Raw genomic sequence first — 18909 nt, forward strand, 5'->3', positions numbered from 1 at the left:
TCAGCGCTCGCGGAGGGCCTTCTTCAGGAGGTCCGCCACGCGCTGCACGTTGGGCTCGCTCAGCAGCGTGTAGTGGTTGCCCGGCAGGCGGTGCGACTCCAGCCGTGCTCCCACCAGCGCGCGCCAGCCCCCGTCGTCCGTGGTGGTGGCCTGCGCCTCCGCCTGCACGCGCAGCACCCGCTGATCCATGGCAGGCGCGCGGTAGCGACGGGAGGCTTCGAGGTTGGCCTCGAAGACGTGGAAGAGGGCCACCGCGTTCGCGGCATCCGTTCCGGGCGGCAGGGCCCCCGCCTGGGCCGCGGCCTCCAGCACCCGGGCGAGCGCGGCTTCGGGCTCCAGGTCCGCGAGCGCGCCGAGATCCAGCTCCAGATCCCCCAGGGACACGCCCATCAGGTCCTGCGCGAACAGGCTCACGGCCAGCGTGCGATCCAGGAGGGGTTCCGACGCGGGCACGGGTTCCTGTGCGTAGGAGTCCAGCAGCGCGAGCAGCGCCACCTCCTCGCCCGCCTCGCGAAGCTGACGGGTCATCTCGTAGGCGATGACGCCGCCCAGGGACCAGCCGCCCAGGAAGTAGGGGCCGGCGGGCTGTGCCTCGCGCAGGGCACGCACGTAGTCCGCGGCCATGGCTTCGATGGTGCGGTGGGGGGCGCTCGTGCCATCCAGGCCCCGGGACTGGAGGCCGTAGAAGCGCTGGTCCGGTCCCAGCCGCCGCGCGAGCGCCGCGTACGTGAGCACCGTGCCGCCCACCGGGTGGACGCAGAAGAACGGCGGGGCGGTGCCCGGCGTGCCTCCGGCGTCGAAGGGAACCAGCGGCGAGTTCGTGCCCGCGTCCCCGTGCTGTTCCAGCAACGCCGCGAACCGCTCCACGCTGGGGGCCTGGAAGAGGGCGGACAGCGGCAGCCTGCGGCCCGTCTCACGGTTCACCGCCGCCATCAGGCGCACGGCGAGCAGCGAGTGGCCGCCCAGTTCGAAGAAGCTGTCGCGCGGATCCACGGTGGCCACGCCCAGGGCTTCGGCCCAGAGGCGCGCGAGCTGGGCCTCGGCTTCGTTCCTTGGCGCCTCGCTGCCACGGGCTTGCGTGGGGCTTTCGTCGGGAGCCAGGAGCGCCACGACTGGGGCTTCGACCTGCCGCCCTTGGGCCGGGGCTTCCGGCAGGGACAGGGCGTCCAGCGCCGCGTCGGGCGCGCTCAGGGCCTCTTCGAGCAACAGGCTCCAGTGCTCCATGAGGCGCCCGGCCGTGTCGGCCTCGAAGAGGTCCGTGCTGTAGGCGAGCAGGCCCTGGAAGCCTTCCGGTGTGCGGCTCAGGGTCAGGTCCAGCTCGAACTTCGCGGTCGCGAGCGACACATCCACCGGCCGCAGCGTCAGCTCCGGCAGGCGCACCTCCGCGTCCGGCAGGTTCTGGAGCGCGAAGATCACCTGAATGAGCGGCGGGCGGGACAGGTCCCGCGCGGGCTGGAGCACCTCCACCAACCGCTCGAATGGGACGTCCTGATGCTCATACGCGCCCAGCGTGGTGGCGCGCACCTGCGACAGGAACTCCCGGAACGACAGGGCCGGAGTGAAGCGGGCGCGCAGCACCAGCGTGTTGACGAAGAAGCCGATGAGGCCCTCCGTCTCCGCGTGGCGCCGACCCGCGATGGACGAACCCACCAGCAGGTCGTCCTGCCCGGAGTACCGGTGCAGCAGGGTCTGGAGGCCCGCCAGCAGCACCATGAAGGGCGTGGCGCCCTCCCTCTGGGCCAGGGCCTCCACCGCGTCGCTCAGCGCCGGTGACAGCCGCACCGGAAGCGTGGCCCCGCGCGAGGAGCGCTGCGCGGGACGGGGCTTGTCGGTGGGCAGCGCCAGCACCATCGGGGCCCCCGACAGCTCCTGCCGCCACCACTTCAGCTGCGTGTCGAGCACGTCCCCCTGGAACCAGGAGCGCTGCCAGAGCGCGTAGTCCGCGTACTGCACCGGCAGCGGGGCCAGCGGTGAGCCGTGGCCCTGACGGAAGGCCTCGTAGAGGGCCACCACCTCGCGCACCAGGACTCCGAAGGACCAGCCGTCGGAGATCGCATGGTGCAGGCACAGCAGCAGCACGTGCTCGCGCGCGTCCAGCGTGAGCAGCGTGAAGCGGGCCAGCGGTCCACGCTCCAGGTCGAAGGGCCGCAGGGCGTCCTCGGAGGCGCGGCGCATCGCCTCGGCCTCGCGGGCATCCTTGCTCAATGCGCGCAGGTCCACCGTGCGCAGCGTTCGCGACGGGGCAGGGTGGATGTGCTGGCGCGGATCCCCTTCGTGCGACTCGAACGTCGTGCGCAGGGATTCGTGCCGCTGCACCAGCGCGTCGAAGGCCTGCTGGAGCGCGGTGACCTCCAGCGTGCCGGACAGGCGCAGCGCGGTGGGGATGTTGTAGAGCGCGCTCCCCGGATCCAACTGGTCGATGAACCACAGGCGCTGCTGCGCGAAGGACAGGGGCAGCACCTCCGGACGTTCCACCCGGACCAGTGCCGGAGCTTGCGTCCCGCCGGGCTCCGGACGGGAGTCCAACCTCGAAGCCAGGGCCGCCACGGTGGGCGCTTCGAAGAGGGCTCGCAGCGGCAGCTCCACGCCGAAGCTGGAGCGCACCCGTGCCACCAGCCGCGTCGCCAGGAGGGAGTGGCCTCCCAGCTCGAAGAAGTTGTCCGTGCTTCCCACCCGTTCAACGCCGAGCACCTCCGCGAACAGCGTCGCGAGCCGCTTTTGCGTGGGCGTGCTGGGAGCCGTGAACCCCGTGCGTGAGACCGCGGCGCTGGGGGCCGGCAGGGCCTTGCGGTCCAGCTTGCCGTTCGTGGTCAGCGGCAGCGCGTCCAGTGCCATCACCACCGAGGGCACCATGTACTCCGGCAGCCGTTCCTGCACGAACGCGCGCACCGCCGGGCCGTCCAGCGGCTCCGTGCCGCCCGTGACGTAGGCCACCAGGAGCTTGTCGCCCGGCGTGTCCTGGCGCACCAGGGCCACCGCCTCGCGCACGTCTGGATGCGCCCGCAGCGCGGCCTCCACTTCCGCCAGCTCGATGCGGTAGCCACGCACCTTCACCTGCGCGTCCATGCGGCCCAGGAACTCCAGCACGCCGTCCGGCGTCCACCGCGCCACGTCGCCGGTGCGGTAGAGGCGCTCGCCTTCATGTGCCGCGAGGGCGTTGGGCACGAAGCGCTCCGCCGTCAGGTCCGGCCGCGCGAGGTATCCGCGCGCCAAACCGTCTCCGCCGATGAAGAGCTCGCCCGGGATGCCCGGAGGCACCGGCTGTCCGTGCGGATCCAACACGTACACCTGCGTCTGCGCGATGGGCCGGCCAATGGGGATCGTCTCCGGCACCCGGGTGCCGGGCATCATCCGGTGGGTCGTCGCGAAGAGGGTGGTCTCCGTCGGGCCGTAGCAGGCCGTGACGGGGATGCCCAACGTCTCCACCACCCGCCGCACCTGCGGCGCCGGAACGACATCGCCTCCGGTGAGCAACTGGCGCACGCCCTTGAGGGCTTCGGGCTTCAGGTCCACCACCTGGGCGAAGAGGCCCGCGGTCAGATGCAACGTGGTGACCCCGTGCCGCCGCACCACCAGCTCCAGCAGCGCCAGATCCGACGGCGAGCTGGCCGGGAAGACGACGAGCCGCCCGCCGAAGAGCAGCGGACCCCAGACCTCCAACGTCGACGCGTCGAAGGAGATGGGCGCGATGAGCAGGAACGTCTCATCCGGACCCAGCTTCGCGTAGGGCGCGTTGTGCAAGAGCCGCATCACGCCCCGGTGCTCCACCGCCACGCCCTTGGGACGGCCGGTGCTGCCGGACGTGAAGTCCACGTAGGCCAGGTGGCGCGAATGCGTCCCCGCCTTCACGGGTGACATGGGCCGTGCCTCCAGTCGCAGCTCCTCCACGAAGAGGCAGGGCAGGGCGTCATCCACCGCCAGCTTCGCGCGCACCTCGCGCGTCGTCAGCAGCAGCCTCGGCGGTGCATCCTCCAGCATCGCGGCCAACCGTGGCGCGGGATACGCCGCGTCCAGCGGAAGGTACGCCCCCCCGGCCTTCAGGATGGCCAGCAGCGCGACGATCAGCTCGACGGAGCGCTCCAGGCACACCGCCACCAGCACATCCGGCCCCACGCCGTGCTCGCGCAGCAGGTGGGCCCACTGGTTCGTCAGTGCATCCAGTCGTGCGTACGTCAGCCGCGCGTCCCCGAACTCCAGCGCCACCGCGTCCGGACGGCTCGCGGCCTGCGCCATGAACAGGTCCTGGATGCACGCTTCGCGCGGGTACTCGCCGCCCGTCGCGTTCCACTCCACCAGCACCTGCCTCCGCTCCCCCTGCGTGAGCAGCGACAACCGCTCCAGTGGCGCAGCGGGTTCGGCGACCATCGCTTCGACCAGCGCCTCCAGGTGACGGACCATCCGCGTCGCGGTGGCGGGCTCGAAGAGGGCGGTGCGGTAGTGCAGCATGCCCTCGAAGCCCTCCGGGTTCCGGAACAGCGCCAGCTCCAGATCGAAGCGTGCGGTTCCCGAACCCGTCTCCAGCGGCCGCAGTGACAGACCGGGCAACGACAGCTCCGGCACCGGCGCGTTCTGGAGCGCGAAGAGCACCTGGAAGAACGGCGTGCGGCCCAGGTCCCGCGCGGGCTGCAGCTCCTCCACCAACTTCTCGAACGGGACGTCCTGATGCTCCTGGGCTCCCAGCGTGGTGGTGCGCAACTGGGCCAGCAGCTCGCGGAACGTGCGCACTTCACCGAAGCGGGCGCGCAGGACCAGCGTGTTGACGAAGAAGCCGATCAGGCCCTCCGTCTCCGCGTGACGCCGGTTCGCGATGGGCGAACCCACCAGCACGTCGTCCTGTCCCGAGTACCGGTGCAGCACCGTCTGGAGTCCGGCGAGCCAGACCATGAACGGCGTGGCGTTCTCCCGCTTCGCCAGGGCCTCCACCTGTTCGCTCAGGGTCCGCGAGATGCGCACCGGCACCATCGCGCCCTCCGGGGTGAGGACGCTGGGACGGGGCTTGTCCGTGGGCAGCTCCAGGACCCCCGAGGCTCCGGCCAGCGAGTCCTTCCACCACTTGAGCTGTGCCTCCAGCCGCTCGCCCTGGAGCCAGTCGCGCTGCCAGACGGCGAAGTCCGCGTACTGCACGGGCAGCTCCGGAAGGGCAGGCGGACGGCCGTGATGGAACGCCTCGTAGAAGGCGGTGACCTCACGGACCAGCACCCCCAGGGACCAGCCGTCGGAAACGATGTGGTGCAGGTGCAGCAACAACTGGTGCTCTTGCGCTCCGAGCTTCAACAGCAGGGCGCGCATCAGCGGCCCTTCGCTCAAGCTGAACGGACGGCGTGCTTCCTCCTGCCGCAGCCGCAGGGCCTCCGCCTGTCGCGCCTCCGCCTCCGGGACGTGCGTCAGGTCCACCGTTTCGAACGGCACGCGGAGCTTCGCGTGGAGGACCTGGACGGGCTCGCCCGCCTCCGTGCGGAAGGTGGTGCGCAGCGATTCATGCCGGGCCATCAGCGCATCGAGGCTTTCGCGCAGGGCCCCCACATCCAGTGCACCCTCGAACCGCAGGGCCAGGGGGACGTTGTAGAGGCTGCTGCCCGGATCCAACTGGTCGATGAACCACAGCCGCTGCTGGGCGAACGACAGCGGCGGGGCGCTCGTGCGGTCCGCCCGGGTGAGGGGCGCGATGTGCGCCTGGGGGACACCGCCGCCCAGCCGTTCAGCGAGCGCGGCCACCGTGGGGGCGGTGAACAGGTCGCCCAATGGAAGCTCCACGCCCAGCACGGTCCGGATGCGCGCCACCACCTGCGTGGCCAGCAGTGAATGGCCGCCCAGGTCGAAGAAGTTGTCGTCGATGCCGACGCCTTCCACGTGCAGCACCTCCGACCAGATGGCGACGAGGCTCGCCTCCAGCGCGTTTCGCGGAGCCTGGGCCCGTCGCTCCGAGGCAACCGGGGCCTCCGGCGCGGACAGGGCCTTGCGGTCCACCTTGCCGTTCGCGTTGAGCGGCAGGGCCTTCAGCTCCACCCACGCGGAGGGCACCATGTATTCGGGAAGCTGCTTCGCGACGAAGGACTTCACCGCGTCCAGCTCCAGCCCGTCCGAGGAGGGCACGACGTAGCCCACGAGCCGCTTGTCGCCGGGCACGTCCTCGCGCGCCAGCACCACCGCCTCTTGAATTCCGGGCGCCTGCCGCAGCACGGCTTCGACTTCGCCGGGCTCGATGCGGAAGCCGCGCAGCTTCACCTGGAAGTCGGCGCGCCCCAGGAACTCCAGCGTGCCGTCCTCCGTCCACCGCACCCTGTCTCCCGTCCGGTACAGGCGTGCACCGGGCTCACGGGTGAAGGGGTGGGGGACGAAGCGCTCCGCGGTGAGGTCCGGTCGCTGGAGGTAGCCCCAGGCGAGGCCGTCACCGCCCACGTACAGCTCGCCCGGCGCTCCGGGTGGCAGCGGCTGGAATCCCTTGTCCAACACCCACGCCGTGGAGTTCCCCAGCGGACGGCCGATGGGCACCGTGCGCTCCACGGTGTCTCCCGCGCGCAGCGTGTGCGTCGCGGAGAAGGTGGTGTTCTCCGTGGGGCCGTAGCCGTTGATCAGCACCGCGCCTTCCGGGAGGCGCGCGAGGTGATCGCGCACCGTCTGCACGGGCAGCACGTCGCCGCCCGCGAGCACGCGACGCACGCGCGCCAGGTCCTGGCCCTGCTGGGACACCATCTGCTCGAAGAGGGCGGCGGTGAGCCAGAGCGTGCTGATGCCCTCGCGGCCCAGCAGCTCGCCCAGCTCCGCCAGGGACAGGGTCTTCGGCGGGGCCAGCACCAGCTTCGCGCCATTGAGCAGCGCGCCCCAGACCTCCAACGTGGAGGCATCGAAGGCGACGGGCGCGAGCTGGAGGAACACGTCTCCGGGTCCGACTTCGAGGAAGCCGTTGTGGCGCGCGAGCCGCATGATGCCCCGGTGCGGCACGCTGACGCCCTTCGGACGTCCGGTGCTTCCCGAGGTGAACATCACGTAGGCCAGCGCCTCCGCGGGCACTGGCACATCCAGCGGCGTGACGGGCTGCTTCGCGATCCGATCCGCCTCCTCATCCAGCAACACGAGCAGTCCCGCCACCACGGGCAGGCTGTCCGCCAGCGCGTCCTGCGTGACGAGCACGCTGACGCCCGCCTCCTGGAGGATCCAGGTGATGCGCTCGGCGGGATCGCGGGCCTCGATGGCGACATAGGCGGCGCCGGCCTTGAGGATGCCCAGCATGGCGGTGATGAGCGCGGGCGAGCGCTCCACGCACAGACCCACCCGGTCGCCCGGCCTGACCCCGGACCAGCGCAGGTGGTGCGCGAGCTGGTTCGACTCCGCCTCCAGCTCCGCGTAGGTGAGCGTCCGGGTGCCGGCCTTCAGCGCGACGGCGTCCGGCGTGCGCGCGGCCTGCTCGGAGAAGAGCGTGGGCACCGAGGCGTCACGCGGGTAGTCGCGCTCCGTGCCGTTCCAGTCGAGCAGGAGCTGACGGTGCTCGATGGGCGTCAGCAGGGGCAGCATCGACAGCCGCGTCTGGGGCGCGCGGGCGGCGTCCTTCACCAGCAACCGCAGGCGCTGGACCAGGCCCGCCACGGTGCGCTGGGTGAAGAGGGCCTTGTTGTAGACCATCGCCCCCGAGTACCCCTCCGGGCTCCGGCTCAGCAGCAACTGCAGGTCGAAGTGGATGAGGATCGGGGCGTCCTCCAGCGGGCGGAGCGTCAACGCCGGCAGCTTCAGCTCCGGCATCGGCGCGTTCTGGAGGGTGAACGTCACCTGGAAGAGGGGCGTGCGGCCCGCGGCCCTCTCCGGCTGCAACACCTCCACCAGCTTCTCGAAGGGGACGTCCTGGTGTTCGTAGGCGCCCAGCGTGGTGGCACGCACCTGGGCCAGCAGCTCGCGGAACGTGCGCGCTTCACCGAAGCGGGCGCGCAGGACCAGCGTGTTGGCGAAGAATCCGATGAGGCCCTCCGTCTCCGCCTGCCGACGGTTCGCGATGGGGGACCCCACGAGCACGTCGTCCTGTCCCGAGTACCGGTGCAGCAGGGTCTGGAAGGCCGCGAGCCACACCATGAAGGGCGTGACGCCCTCCTGCTTCGCCAGGGCTTCCACCTGCTCGCTCAGCTCCGGCGAGATGCGCACCGGCACGAGCGCGGCATCCTGGGAGGGGATGGTGGGACGGGGCCTGTCCGTGGGCAGCTCCAGGATGCCGGAGGCTCCGGCCAGGGAGGCCTTCCACCAGGAGAGCTGCGCCTCCAGGGTCTCGCCCTGGAGCCAGTCACGCTGCCAGCGAGCGTAGTCCGCGTACTGCATGGGCAGGGCCGGCAGGGCAGGGGGACGGTTCTGGAGGAACGCCTCGTAGAAGACGGTGACCTCGCGGACCAGCACCCCGAGCGACCAGCCGTCGGACACGATGTGGTGCGTGTTCAGCACCACCTGGTGCTCTTGCGCTCCCAGCTTCAGCAGCAGGGCGCGCATCAGCGGCCCTTCACTCAAGCTGAACGGGCGACGCCCTTCCTCCCTGCGCAGCCGCAGGGCTTCCGCCTGCCGGGCCTCCGCATCCCGGACGTGCGTCAGATCCACCGTCGCGAACGGGACGTGGAAGTCCGCGTGGATGACCTGGACGGGCTGCCCGCCTTCGGAGTGGAAGGTGGTGCGCAGGGCTTCATGCCTCGTCATCAGCGCATCGAGGCTCGCGCGCAGGGCGTTCACGTCCAGCGTGCCGTGAAAGCCCAGGGCGATGGGGACGTTGTAGAGGCTGCTGCCCGGCTCCAGTTGATCGATGAACCACAGCCGCTGCTGCGCGAACGACAGCGGCGGGGCGTTCGCGTGGACCGACGGGGTGATGGCTTGGGCTTGGGTCTTGGACGTGGCTCGGCTCAGCCGTTCGGCGAGGGCGGCCACCGTCGGGGTGGTGAAGAAGTCGCTCAGCGGCAGCTCCAACCCCAACGTGGACCGGATGCGCGCCACGGCCTGCGTGGCCAGCAGCGAGTGGCCGCCCAGTTCGAAGAAGCTGTCATTCCGTCCCACCGAAGGGACGCGCAACAGCTCCGCCCAGATGGCGGCCAGGGCCACCTCCGTGGGCGTCACGGGTGCTTCGTAGACGCTCGAAACAGGCTGGGAGATGGCCAGCGCGCGCAGGGCCTTGCGGTCCACCTTGCCATTGGGCGTCAGGGGCAATGCTTCACGCGGCACCAGCGCTGACGGCAGCATGTACTCCGGCAGCCGCTGCTTCAGGAACTCGCGCAGCGTGCCGGGTTCCAGCTCGCGCTCCGCGACGAACCAGGCGACGAGCCGTTTGTCGCCGGCCACGTCTTCGCGCACGAGAACCACGGCCTCGCGCACGTCCGGGTGGGCGAGCAGCGCGGCCTCCACCTCACCCAATTCGATGCGGTGGCCGCGCACCTTCACCTGGGAGTCCAACCGGCCCAGGTACTCCAGCGTTCCGTCTTCCCGCCAGCGGGCCTTGTCTCCCGTGCGGTACAGCCGCGCTCCGGCCCGGCCACTCAGCCCGTCCGGGATGAAGCGCTCCGCCGTCAGGTCCACTCGGCCCAGGTATCCACGGGCCAGGCCCTCACCGCCCACGAGCAGCTCGCCCGCGATGCCCACCGGCACCGCGCGGCCCGCTGCGTCCACCACGTACACGTCCGTGTTCGCGATGGGCCGACCGAGCGGCACCACCTCCACCGCCTCGCGCGGCGTCTCCCACACCACGCAGTCGATGCACGCTTCCGTCGGGCCGTACTGGTGCACCAGCTTCGCGCCCAGCTTCGTGACGAAGCGCCGGTGCAGCTCCGCCCCCAGTGCCTCACCGCCGCAGAAGACGTACCGCAGGCGCGCGCATCCCTCCACGCCCGAGGCCTCCAGGAAGGCTCCCAGGGGCGTCGGTCCGAAGTGCAGGTGGGTGACCCCGTGCTCCGCCACTGCCTTCACCAGGTACTCCGTGTCGCGCTGGCCTCCCGGCTTCGCCAACACGAGCCGTGCACCGCTCACCAGCGGGGCCCAGACCTCCCACACCGAGATGTCGAAGCTGCTGGAGGCCTTCGCCAGGAACGCGTCGCTCCCGCTCATCGGGAAGCGCACCTGCCGCCAGTGCAGGTGGTTGACGACGGCGCGGTGGCCCACGCCTACGCCCTTCGGCGTGCCGGTGCTGCCCGACGTGTAGATGACGTACGCCAGGGCGTCGGCATCCACGGATGCCCAGGCTTCGTCGCGGGCGAGGCCTTGCGCGGGGGCCGTCGCGGCGAGCGCTTCCTCCACGTGGACCACGCGCACGGACGTCGCGGGCAGTTCGTGCGCACGCGTCGCATGTGCCAGCACCAGGGCCGCGCCGCTGTCCTTCACCATGAAGCCCAGCCGCTCCGCCGGATACTCCACGTCCAGCGGCACCCAGGCGCCTCCCGCCTTCAGCGTCGCCACCTGCGCGATCACCAGCGCGGCGGAACGCTCCAGCGCCAGGCCCACCTTCACCTCCGGGCCCACGCCCCAGGCGCGCAGCTTGTCCGCCAGTGCTTCGGCGGCTTCGTTCACCTGCTGGTAGCTGAGCGTCCCTTCCTCGCTGACGATCGCCACCGCGTCCGGCGTCTTCCGCGCCTGCGCCTCGAAGAGGCCATGCAACGTGGACTCTCGTGGGAACTCCGCCTGCGTCTGGTTCCACTCCACCAGCACCCGCTGTGCCTCGGCGCCTCGCAGCAGGGCCACCTCCGCGACGCGCGTGTCGGGACGGGTCGTCACTTCTTCCAGGAGGACGCCCAGGTGATTGAGCAGCCGCTTCGCTGTTCCTTCCTCGAAGAGGTCTGTGTTGTACGTCAGCGTCGCCGCCAGCCCCTGGCCCGTCTCCGCCATGGACAGCGTCATGTCGAACTTCGACGCCGAGCCTTCCGTCTCCATCGCTCGCAGGGACAGACCGCCCGGCAGGGACTGGCCTTCCGCGAGCACCGCTGCGTTCAGCGTGAAGGACACCTGGAACAGTGGCGTGCGACTCAGGTCGCGCTCTGGCTTCAGCTCCTCCACCAGCTTCTCGAACGGCACCTCCTGGTGCGCGTACGCGCCCAGCGTCGTCTCCTTCACCTGGCGCAGCACCTGCCGGAAGGTCGGACTGCCTTCCAGTCGCGCACGGATCACCAACGTGTTGACGAAGAAGCCGATGAGCCCTTCCAGCTCCGTCTGGTTCCGGCCCGCGATGGGCGTTCCCACGCTGATGTCCTGCTGCCCGCTGTAGCGCGACAGCACCACCTGCCAGGCCGTCAGCAGGAGCATGAAGGACGTGACGCCCTCGCGCTGGGCCAGCGCCTTGACCTGCTCCTCCAGCGAGCGCGGCAACGCCACCGACTGGCTCGCGCCCCGGTAACGCTGCACCGCCGGACGCGGCTTGTCCGTCGGCAGCTCCAACGCGGGCGGGGCGCCTTCCAACTGCTGACGCCACCAGGAAAGCTGCGCCTCCAGCACGTCACCGCGCAGCCAGCCGCGCTGCCACGCCGCGTAGTCCGCGTACTGCACCGGCAGCTCCGGCAACGGCGACCCGTGGCCCTGCTTGAAGGCCCCGTAGAGGGCGCCCACTTCCTTCACCAACACGCTTACGGACCAGCCGTCCGACACGATGTGGTGCATCACCAGGACCAGCACGTGCTCGGTGGCGCTCAGCCGCAGCAGCTTCGCCCGGAACAGGGGGCCCTGGCTCAGGTCGAACGGACGCAGGGATTCCGACTGCGCTCGACGCTGGACCTCGGCTTCACGCTCGGTGGCGGGCAGCGCTTCGAGGTCCACCGACTCCAGCACGGACTTCACCGACGGCGTGACGACCTGCGCCGGCTGACCGTCACGCACCTGGAAGGTCGTGCGCAGGGACTCGTGACGCCGCACCAGTTCATCGAAGGTGCGGCGCAGGGCCTCCACGTCCAGTGGGCCCGACAGCCGGACGGCCGCGGGCAGGTTGTAGAAGGCACTGCCCGGCTGGAGCTGATCCAGGAACCAGAGGCGCTGCTGCGCGAAGGACAGCGGCTCCTCGCCCGTGCGCTCCTGCTTCACGAGCGCAGGCAGCGTCGCGCGATGGCCCGACTGCCGGGCCGACTCCACCTTCCGGGCCAGCGCCTCGATCGTGGGCGCTTCGAAGAGGGCTCGCAGGGGCAGCTCGACGTTGAAGGCCGCGCGCATGCGCGACACCGCCTGCGTCGCCAGCAGCGAGTGGCCTCCCAACTCGAAGAAGCTGTCCTGGACGCCCACCTGCTTCACGCCCAGCACTGACTCCCAGAGCGAGGCGAGCACCTGCTCCGTCGGGTCGCGGGGGGCCACGTAGACGCGCGTGCGCTCCGCGCCTGCCTCCGGCCTGGGCAGGGCCTTGCGGTCCAGCTTGCCGTTGGCGTTGAGCGGAAGGGACGGCAGTGGCACCCACGCGGAGGGCACCATGTACTCGGGGAGTTGCTTCGCGACGAAGGACTTCACCGCGTCCAATTCCAGCGTGTTCCCAGAGGGCACGAGGTAACCCACGAGGCGCATGTCACCGGGCACGTCCTCCCGGGCCAGCACCACCGCCTCCTGAACCCCGGGCACCTGCCGCAGCACGGCTTCGACTTCGCCGGGCTCGATGCGGAAGCCGCGCAGCTTCACCTGGAAGTCGGCGCGGCCCAGGTACTCCACCGTGCCGTCCGGCAGCCAGCGCGCCACGTCGCCCGTGCGGTACATGCGCGCGCCGGGCGTGGGGCTGAACGGATCCGGAAGGAAGCGCTCCGCCGTCAGCTCCGGGCGACGCCAGTAGCCCCGGCCCACCTGCACGCCCGCGAGGAACAGCTCACCGGAGACGCCCACCGGCACGGGCTGGCCCTGGCGGTCGAGCACGTAGAGTCGCGTGTTCGCCCCGGGACGACCGATGGGCACGCGGCGCAGGTCCTCCGTGCGCGGGCAGTGCCAGGAGGTGACCTCCACAGCCGCCTCGGTGGGGCCGTAGTGGTTGAGCACCTCCGCGACGGGCAGTCGCGCGAAGGCACGGCGCACCAGATCCGCGGGCAGGGCTTCGCCGCTGCACACCACGCGGCGCAGGTGCGTCAGGCCCTCCAGGCCCGGCTCCTCCACGAAGACACGCAGCATCGACGGCACGAAGTGAGCGGTGGTGATGCGCTGCTCGGCCAACAGCCGCACCAGATAGGCCGGCTCCTGGTGACCACCGGGACGCGCCACCACCAACCGCGCTCCCGCCATCAGCGGCCAGAAGAACTCCCAGACGGACACGTCGAAGCTGAACGGCGTCTTCTGCAACACCGCGTCTTCCGACGTGAGGCCGTACGCCTGCTGCATCCAGCGCAGGCGGTTGACGACGCCCGTGTGCGCGTTCATCGCGCCCTTCGGACGGCCCGTACTGCCCGACGTGAAGATGACGTAGGCCAGTGAATCGGAGGAGCCCCGAGCCGCCGGAGGCGTCGTGGGGTGCTGGGCGATCCGCTCCCAGCCGGTGTCCAGGCTCACGACCTGGGTCCCCGAACCCTCCAGGGGCAGCTTGGAGACGAGGTGCTCCTGCACCAGCAGCACGGGCGCCTGGGTGTCCTCCAACATCCACTGGAGGCGATCGCGCGGGTAGGCCGGATCCAACGGCACGTAGGCCGCGCCCGCCTTGAGCACACCCAGCAGCGCCACGACCAGCTCCAGCGAGCGCTCCAGGCACACGCCCACCAGTGACTCGGGGCTCACGCCCAGCGAGCCCAGGTGGTGCGCGAGCTGGTTGGCCTTCGCGTCGAGCTGCGCGTAGGTGAGCTGCTGTCCCTCGAACACGACGGCGACGGCGTCCGGCGTCCTCGCGACCTGCTGCTCGAAGAGGTCGTGGATGCGCTCGCCTCGCGGTGACTCCACGCGCGTGTCGTTCCACCGGACCAGGACCTGCTGACGTTCGTCCTGGGAGACGAGCGGGAGTCGATCCAGCGGGAGGGTGGGGGAAGCGATCATCGCTCCGACCAACAGCTCCAGGTGCCGGACCATGCGCGCCGCTGTCTCGGGCTCGAAGAGGTCCGTGCGGTAGAGGAGCACGCCCTCGAAGCCCTCTGGGTTGCGGAACAGCGACAGCTCCAGGTCGAAGCGTGCGCTCGCCGAGTCCGTCTCCATCAGCCGCATCGTCACGCCAGGCAGCGACAGCTGCGGCAGCGGCGCGTTCTGGAGCACGAAGAGGACCTGGAAGAACGGCGTCCGTCCCAGGTCCCGCGCCGGCTGCAACGCCTCCACCAGCTTCTCGAACGGGACGTCCTGGTGCTCCTGCGCTCCCATCGTCGTGGCGCGCACCTGCGCGAGCAGTTCCTGGAACGTGCGCGCCTCACCGAAGCGGGCCCGCAGGACCAGCGTGTTCACGAAGAAGCCGATGAGGCCCTCCGTCTCCGCCTGACGCCGGTTCGCGACAGGCGAGCCCACCAGCACGTCGTCCTGCCCGGAGTACCGGTGCAGCAACGTCTGGAAGGCCGCGAGCAACACCATGAACGGCGTGACGTTCTCCTGCTTCGCCAGCGCTTCCACCTGCTCGCTCAGGGCTCGCGGGATGCGCACTGGCACCATCGCGCCCCCCTGGGCGGGGACGGCGGGACGGGGCTTGTCCGTGGGCAGCTCCAGGACGCCGGAGGCTCCGGCCAAGGCTTCCTTCCACCAGGAGAGCTGCGCCTCCAGCTTCTCGCCCTGGAGCCATTCGCGCTGCCAGACGGCGAAGTCCGCGTACTGCACGGGCAGGGCCGGCAGGGCAGGGGGACGGCGCTGGAGGAACGCCTCGTAGAAGGCGTTGATCTCACGCACCAGGACGCCCAGGGACCAGCCGTCGGAGACGATGTGGTGCGTGTTCAGCACCAGTTGGTGCTCTTGCGCTCCGAGCTTCAGCAGCAGGGCGCGCATCAGCGGTCCCTCGCTCAAGCTGAACGGGCGCTGTGCTTCTTCCACCCGCAGGCGCAGGGCCTGGGCCTGCGCATCCCGCACGTGCGTCAGGTCCACCGTCTCGAACGGCACCTGGAGTTTCGCGTGGAGGACCTGGACGGGCTGGCCCCCTTCCTCCCGGAACGTGGTGCGCAGGGCTTCGTGTCTCGCCATCAGCGCATCGAGGCTTGCGCGCAGGGCGTCCACGTCCAGCGTGCCGTGGAAGCTCAAGCCGATGGGGATGTTGTAGACGTTGCTGCCCGGCTCCAACTGGTCGATGAACCACAGCCGCTGCTGCGCGAACGAGAGGGGCAGGACGTCCGGCCGCTTCACGGCGATGAGCGGGGCCGGGGCCGACGTGGTTCCAGCGACACCCCGGAGCGAGTCGATCCGCTCGGCCAGCACCGAGACCGTGGCCCGCTCGAAGAACGCGCGCAGCGGCAGCTCCACCCCGAACCGTGCCCGCAGGCGCGCGACCACCTGCATGGCCAGCAGCGAGTGGCCACCCAGTTCGAAGAAGTTGTCATTGCGTCCCACCGCGGGGACGCGCAACAGCTCCGCCCAGATGGCGGCCAGGGCCTCTTCCGTGGGCGTCACGGGTGCTTCGTAGGTGCTCGCGACGGGCTGGGTGATCTCCACCGCGCGCAGCGCCTTGCGGTCCACCTTGCCGTTGGGCGTCAGGGGCAACGCATCGCGAGGCACCAGCGCCGACGGCAGCATGTACTCCGGCAGCCGCTGCGTCAGGAACTCGCGCAGCGTGCCCGGCTCCAGCTCCCGGTCCGCGACGAACCAGACGGTGAGCCGCTTGTCGCCGGCCACCTCCTCGCGCACCAACGCCACGGCCTCGCGCACGTCCGGGTGGGCGAGCACCGCGGCTTCCACTTCGCCCAGCTCGATGCGGAAGCCCCGCACCTTCACCTGGTCATCCGCCCGGCCCACGAACTCCATCACCCCGTCGGCCCTCCAGCGCCCCAGGTCTCCGGTGCGGTAGAGGCGGTCGCCCGGCGTGGTGGAGAAGGGATTCGGGACGAAGCGCTCGGCGGTCAGGTCCGGCCGCGACAGGTAGCCGCGTGCGAGGCCATCTCCGCCGATGAAGATCTCACCGGGGATTCCGGCGGGCAGCGGCTGTCCGTGCGCGTCCAGGACGTAGAACTGCGTCTCGGAGATGGGCCGGCCAATCGGGATGGACGTACCCACCTGGGCCCCGTCCGTCATGCGGTGCGTGGACGCGAAGACCGTCGTCTCCGTCGGGCCGTAGGCCGCGCTGACGGCGATGCCCAGGTCCTGCACCACGGTGCGCACGTGGGGCGCGGAGATGACGTCGCCTCCGGTGAGCACCTGCCGCACGCCCCACAGGGCCTCGGGCTTCAGATCCACCACCTGCGAGAAGAGGCCCGAGGTCACCCACAGCGTGGTCACGCGATACCGGTGGATCGTACTGGCCAGCAACTCCAGGTCCGACGGCGAGCTGGCCGGGAAGACGACGAGCCTCCCGCCGAAGAGCAGCGGTCCCCAGATCTCCAGCGTCGAAGCATCGAAGGAGATGGGCGCGATGTGCAGGAACACCGCCTTCGGTCCCAGCTCCGTGAAGGACGCGTTGTGCAAGAGCCGCAGCACGCCCCGGTGCTCCACCGCCACGCCCTTGGGACGCCCGGTGCTGCCCGACGTGAAGTCCACGTACGCCAAATGGCGCGAGTGCGTTCCCGAGTGCACGGGTGACGTGGGCCGCGCCTCCAGCCGCGCCTCCTCCACGAAGAGGCAGGGCAGGGCGTCGTCCACGGCCAGCTTCGCGCGCACCTCCCGCGTGGTCAGCAGCAGCTTCGGCGGTGCGTCCTCCAGCATCGCGGTCAGACGCTGCGCCGGGTATGCCGCGTCCAGCGGCAGGTACGCGCCCCCGGCCTTGAGGATGGCCAGCAGCGAGACGATCAGCTCGACCGAGCGGTCCAGGCAGACCGCCACCAGGACGTCCGGGCCCACGCCGTGCTCTTGCAGCAGGTGCGCCCACTGGTTCGTGCGCGCATCCAGCTGTGCGTACGTCAGGCGCGTGTCCCCGAACTCCAGCGCCACGGCTCCGGGCCGTTGCGCGGCCTGCGCCATGAACAGGTCATGGATGCTGGCGTCACGCGGGTACTCGCCGCCCGTCGCGTTCCACTCGACCAGGACCTGCTGCCGCTCCGCCTCGCCCATCATGGGCAGGTGCGCGAGCGGTGCCTCCGGATTCGCGGTGACCTGACGCGCGAGCTCCAGGAGGTGCTCCGCCATCCGCGCCACGGTCGCCTCGTCGAAGAGGGCGGTGGCGTACTCGAAGCGGCAGGTGATGCCCGTGCGGTTCTCCCAGATCTCCAGGCCCAGATCGAACTTGGACGTGTCCGTGGAGACCTCCACCGGGGTCAGCTCCAGCGACGGCAGCTGGGCCTTGGCTTCCGGCGTGTTGAGCACGTTGAGGACGACCTGGTACAGCGGCGTGCGGCTCAGGTCGCGCGGCAGGCCCAGCGTGTCCAGGATGCGCTCGAAGGGCGCGTCCTGACGTGCGTACGCCTCCAGCGCCTGGGCCCGCACCCGGCCCAGCAGCTCCGCGAACGACGGCGCTCCCTCCAGCTTCGTGCGGAAGGCCAGCGTGTTCACGAAGCAGCCAATCAGCCCTTCCACCTCGGGACGCGTGCGGCCCGCGATGGGCGTGCCCACCACGAAGTCGTCCTGGCCCGAGTAGCGCGACAGCAGCGTCTGGAAGAGCGCCATCATCACCATGAACGACGTCGCGCCCTGCTTGCGCCCCAGGGCCAGCAGCGGCTCCGATACCTCGGCCGGGAGCTGGAAGCGGTACAGCGCTCCCGCGAAGGACTGCATCGCCGGACGCGGTCGGTCCGTGGGCAGCTCCAACGTGGGCGCCCCGAGCAGTCGCTGCTTCCACCACGCGACCTGCTCCTCCATGACCGCGCCTTCCAGCCACTCCCGCTGCCACACCGCGTAGTCCGCGTATTGCACCGGCAGCGGCGGCAGCGGCGAGGACTTCATGCCCGCGCTGTACGTCGCGTAGAGCACCGTCAGCTCGCGCGCGAGCACCATGGTGCACCACGCGTCGGACACCGCGTGGTGGAGCACCAGCGCCAGCACATGCACCCGCGGCTCCACGCGCACGAGCCACGCGCGGAGGACGACCTTCTCCAGGTCGAAGGGCAGGGTGATGAACCCCTGGCACAGCCGCACCATCTCCGCTTCGCGGGCCTCGGGCGTGTCGCCGGTCGCTTCCACGAACGGCAGGGGCAGGCCCTGCGCCGGATGGACGAGCTGCACCGCGCGGTCATCCCGCAGGGCGTACGTCGTGCGCAGCACTTCGTGCCGGGCCACCAGTTCGTTCAGCGCGGCCTGGAGCGCGGCGACGTCCAGCTCCCCCGTGAGGCGGAAGGAGGACGCGTTGTTATACGCGCTGCTCGAAGGCTCCAACTGCTGGAGGTACCACAGCCGCTGCTGCGCGAAGGACAGCGGCGGCGGCGGGTTCCTGGGCGCCCTCGGGATGGGCGGCGGCCCGCTGGGAGCAGCCGGGCTTGCGACGGGGCGCGGGGGCGCCTCCGTGCGTGGACGCGTCACGGGCGGAGGCAGGCGCAGCGTCACCGGATCCACCCGGCCATCCGCGCGCAGACGCGCGTGGCGGCCAGTGCGGAACAGCCGCGCGGAGACCTCCGTCGGATGCGGGATCCACCGGTGACGCGCCTCCTCCTCGGCCTTCCACAGGCCTCCGGGGAGCCCCGCGCCCGCGAGGGCCAGCTCTCCCACCACACCCACGGGCACCGGCTGTCCCGCCGGGTCCAGCACCCAGGCCTGGAGGCTGGAGGGGACTCGTTCGTCGGGCGCGCGGGGCAGGAGCGCACCGTCGCTGGTGCCTCCGGACAGGAGCACCTCCACGCCCGCGGTCTGGTGCAGCGCGGAGGCCAGCTCCACCGACGCGTCCTCCAGCACCAGCGCGCCCACCGCGCCCAGGGACTCCCGGGCCCCGGACAGGTCCGCCAGCGTGCGCGCGAGCCGGGCCGACGCGTGCATCAGCACCGG

General features: G+C 70.9%; 1 protein-coding gene (cut by a window edge). It reads right to left on the reverse strand.

The window, feature by feature from the left end:
• Positions 1-18909: the 3' portion of a non-ribosomal peptide synthase/polyketide synthase gene (locus D7X74_RS04480; protein ID WP_120531667.1), read on the reverse strand. It continues 11775 nt past the right edge of the window; only the last 18909 of its 30684 coding nucleotides appear in the window; its start codon lies beyond the right edge, outside the window; it ends in the stop codon at positions 1-3.

It is taken from the genome of Corallococcus sp. CA047B (genome assembly GCF_003612065.1).
Lineage (GTDB): Bacteria > Myxococcota > Myxococcia > Myxococcales > Myxococcaceae > Corallococcus > Corallococcus praedator.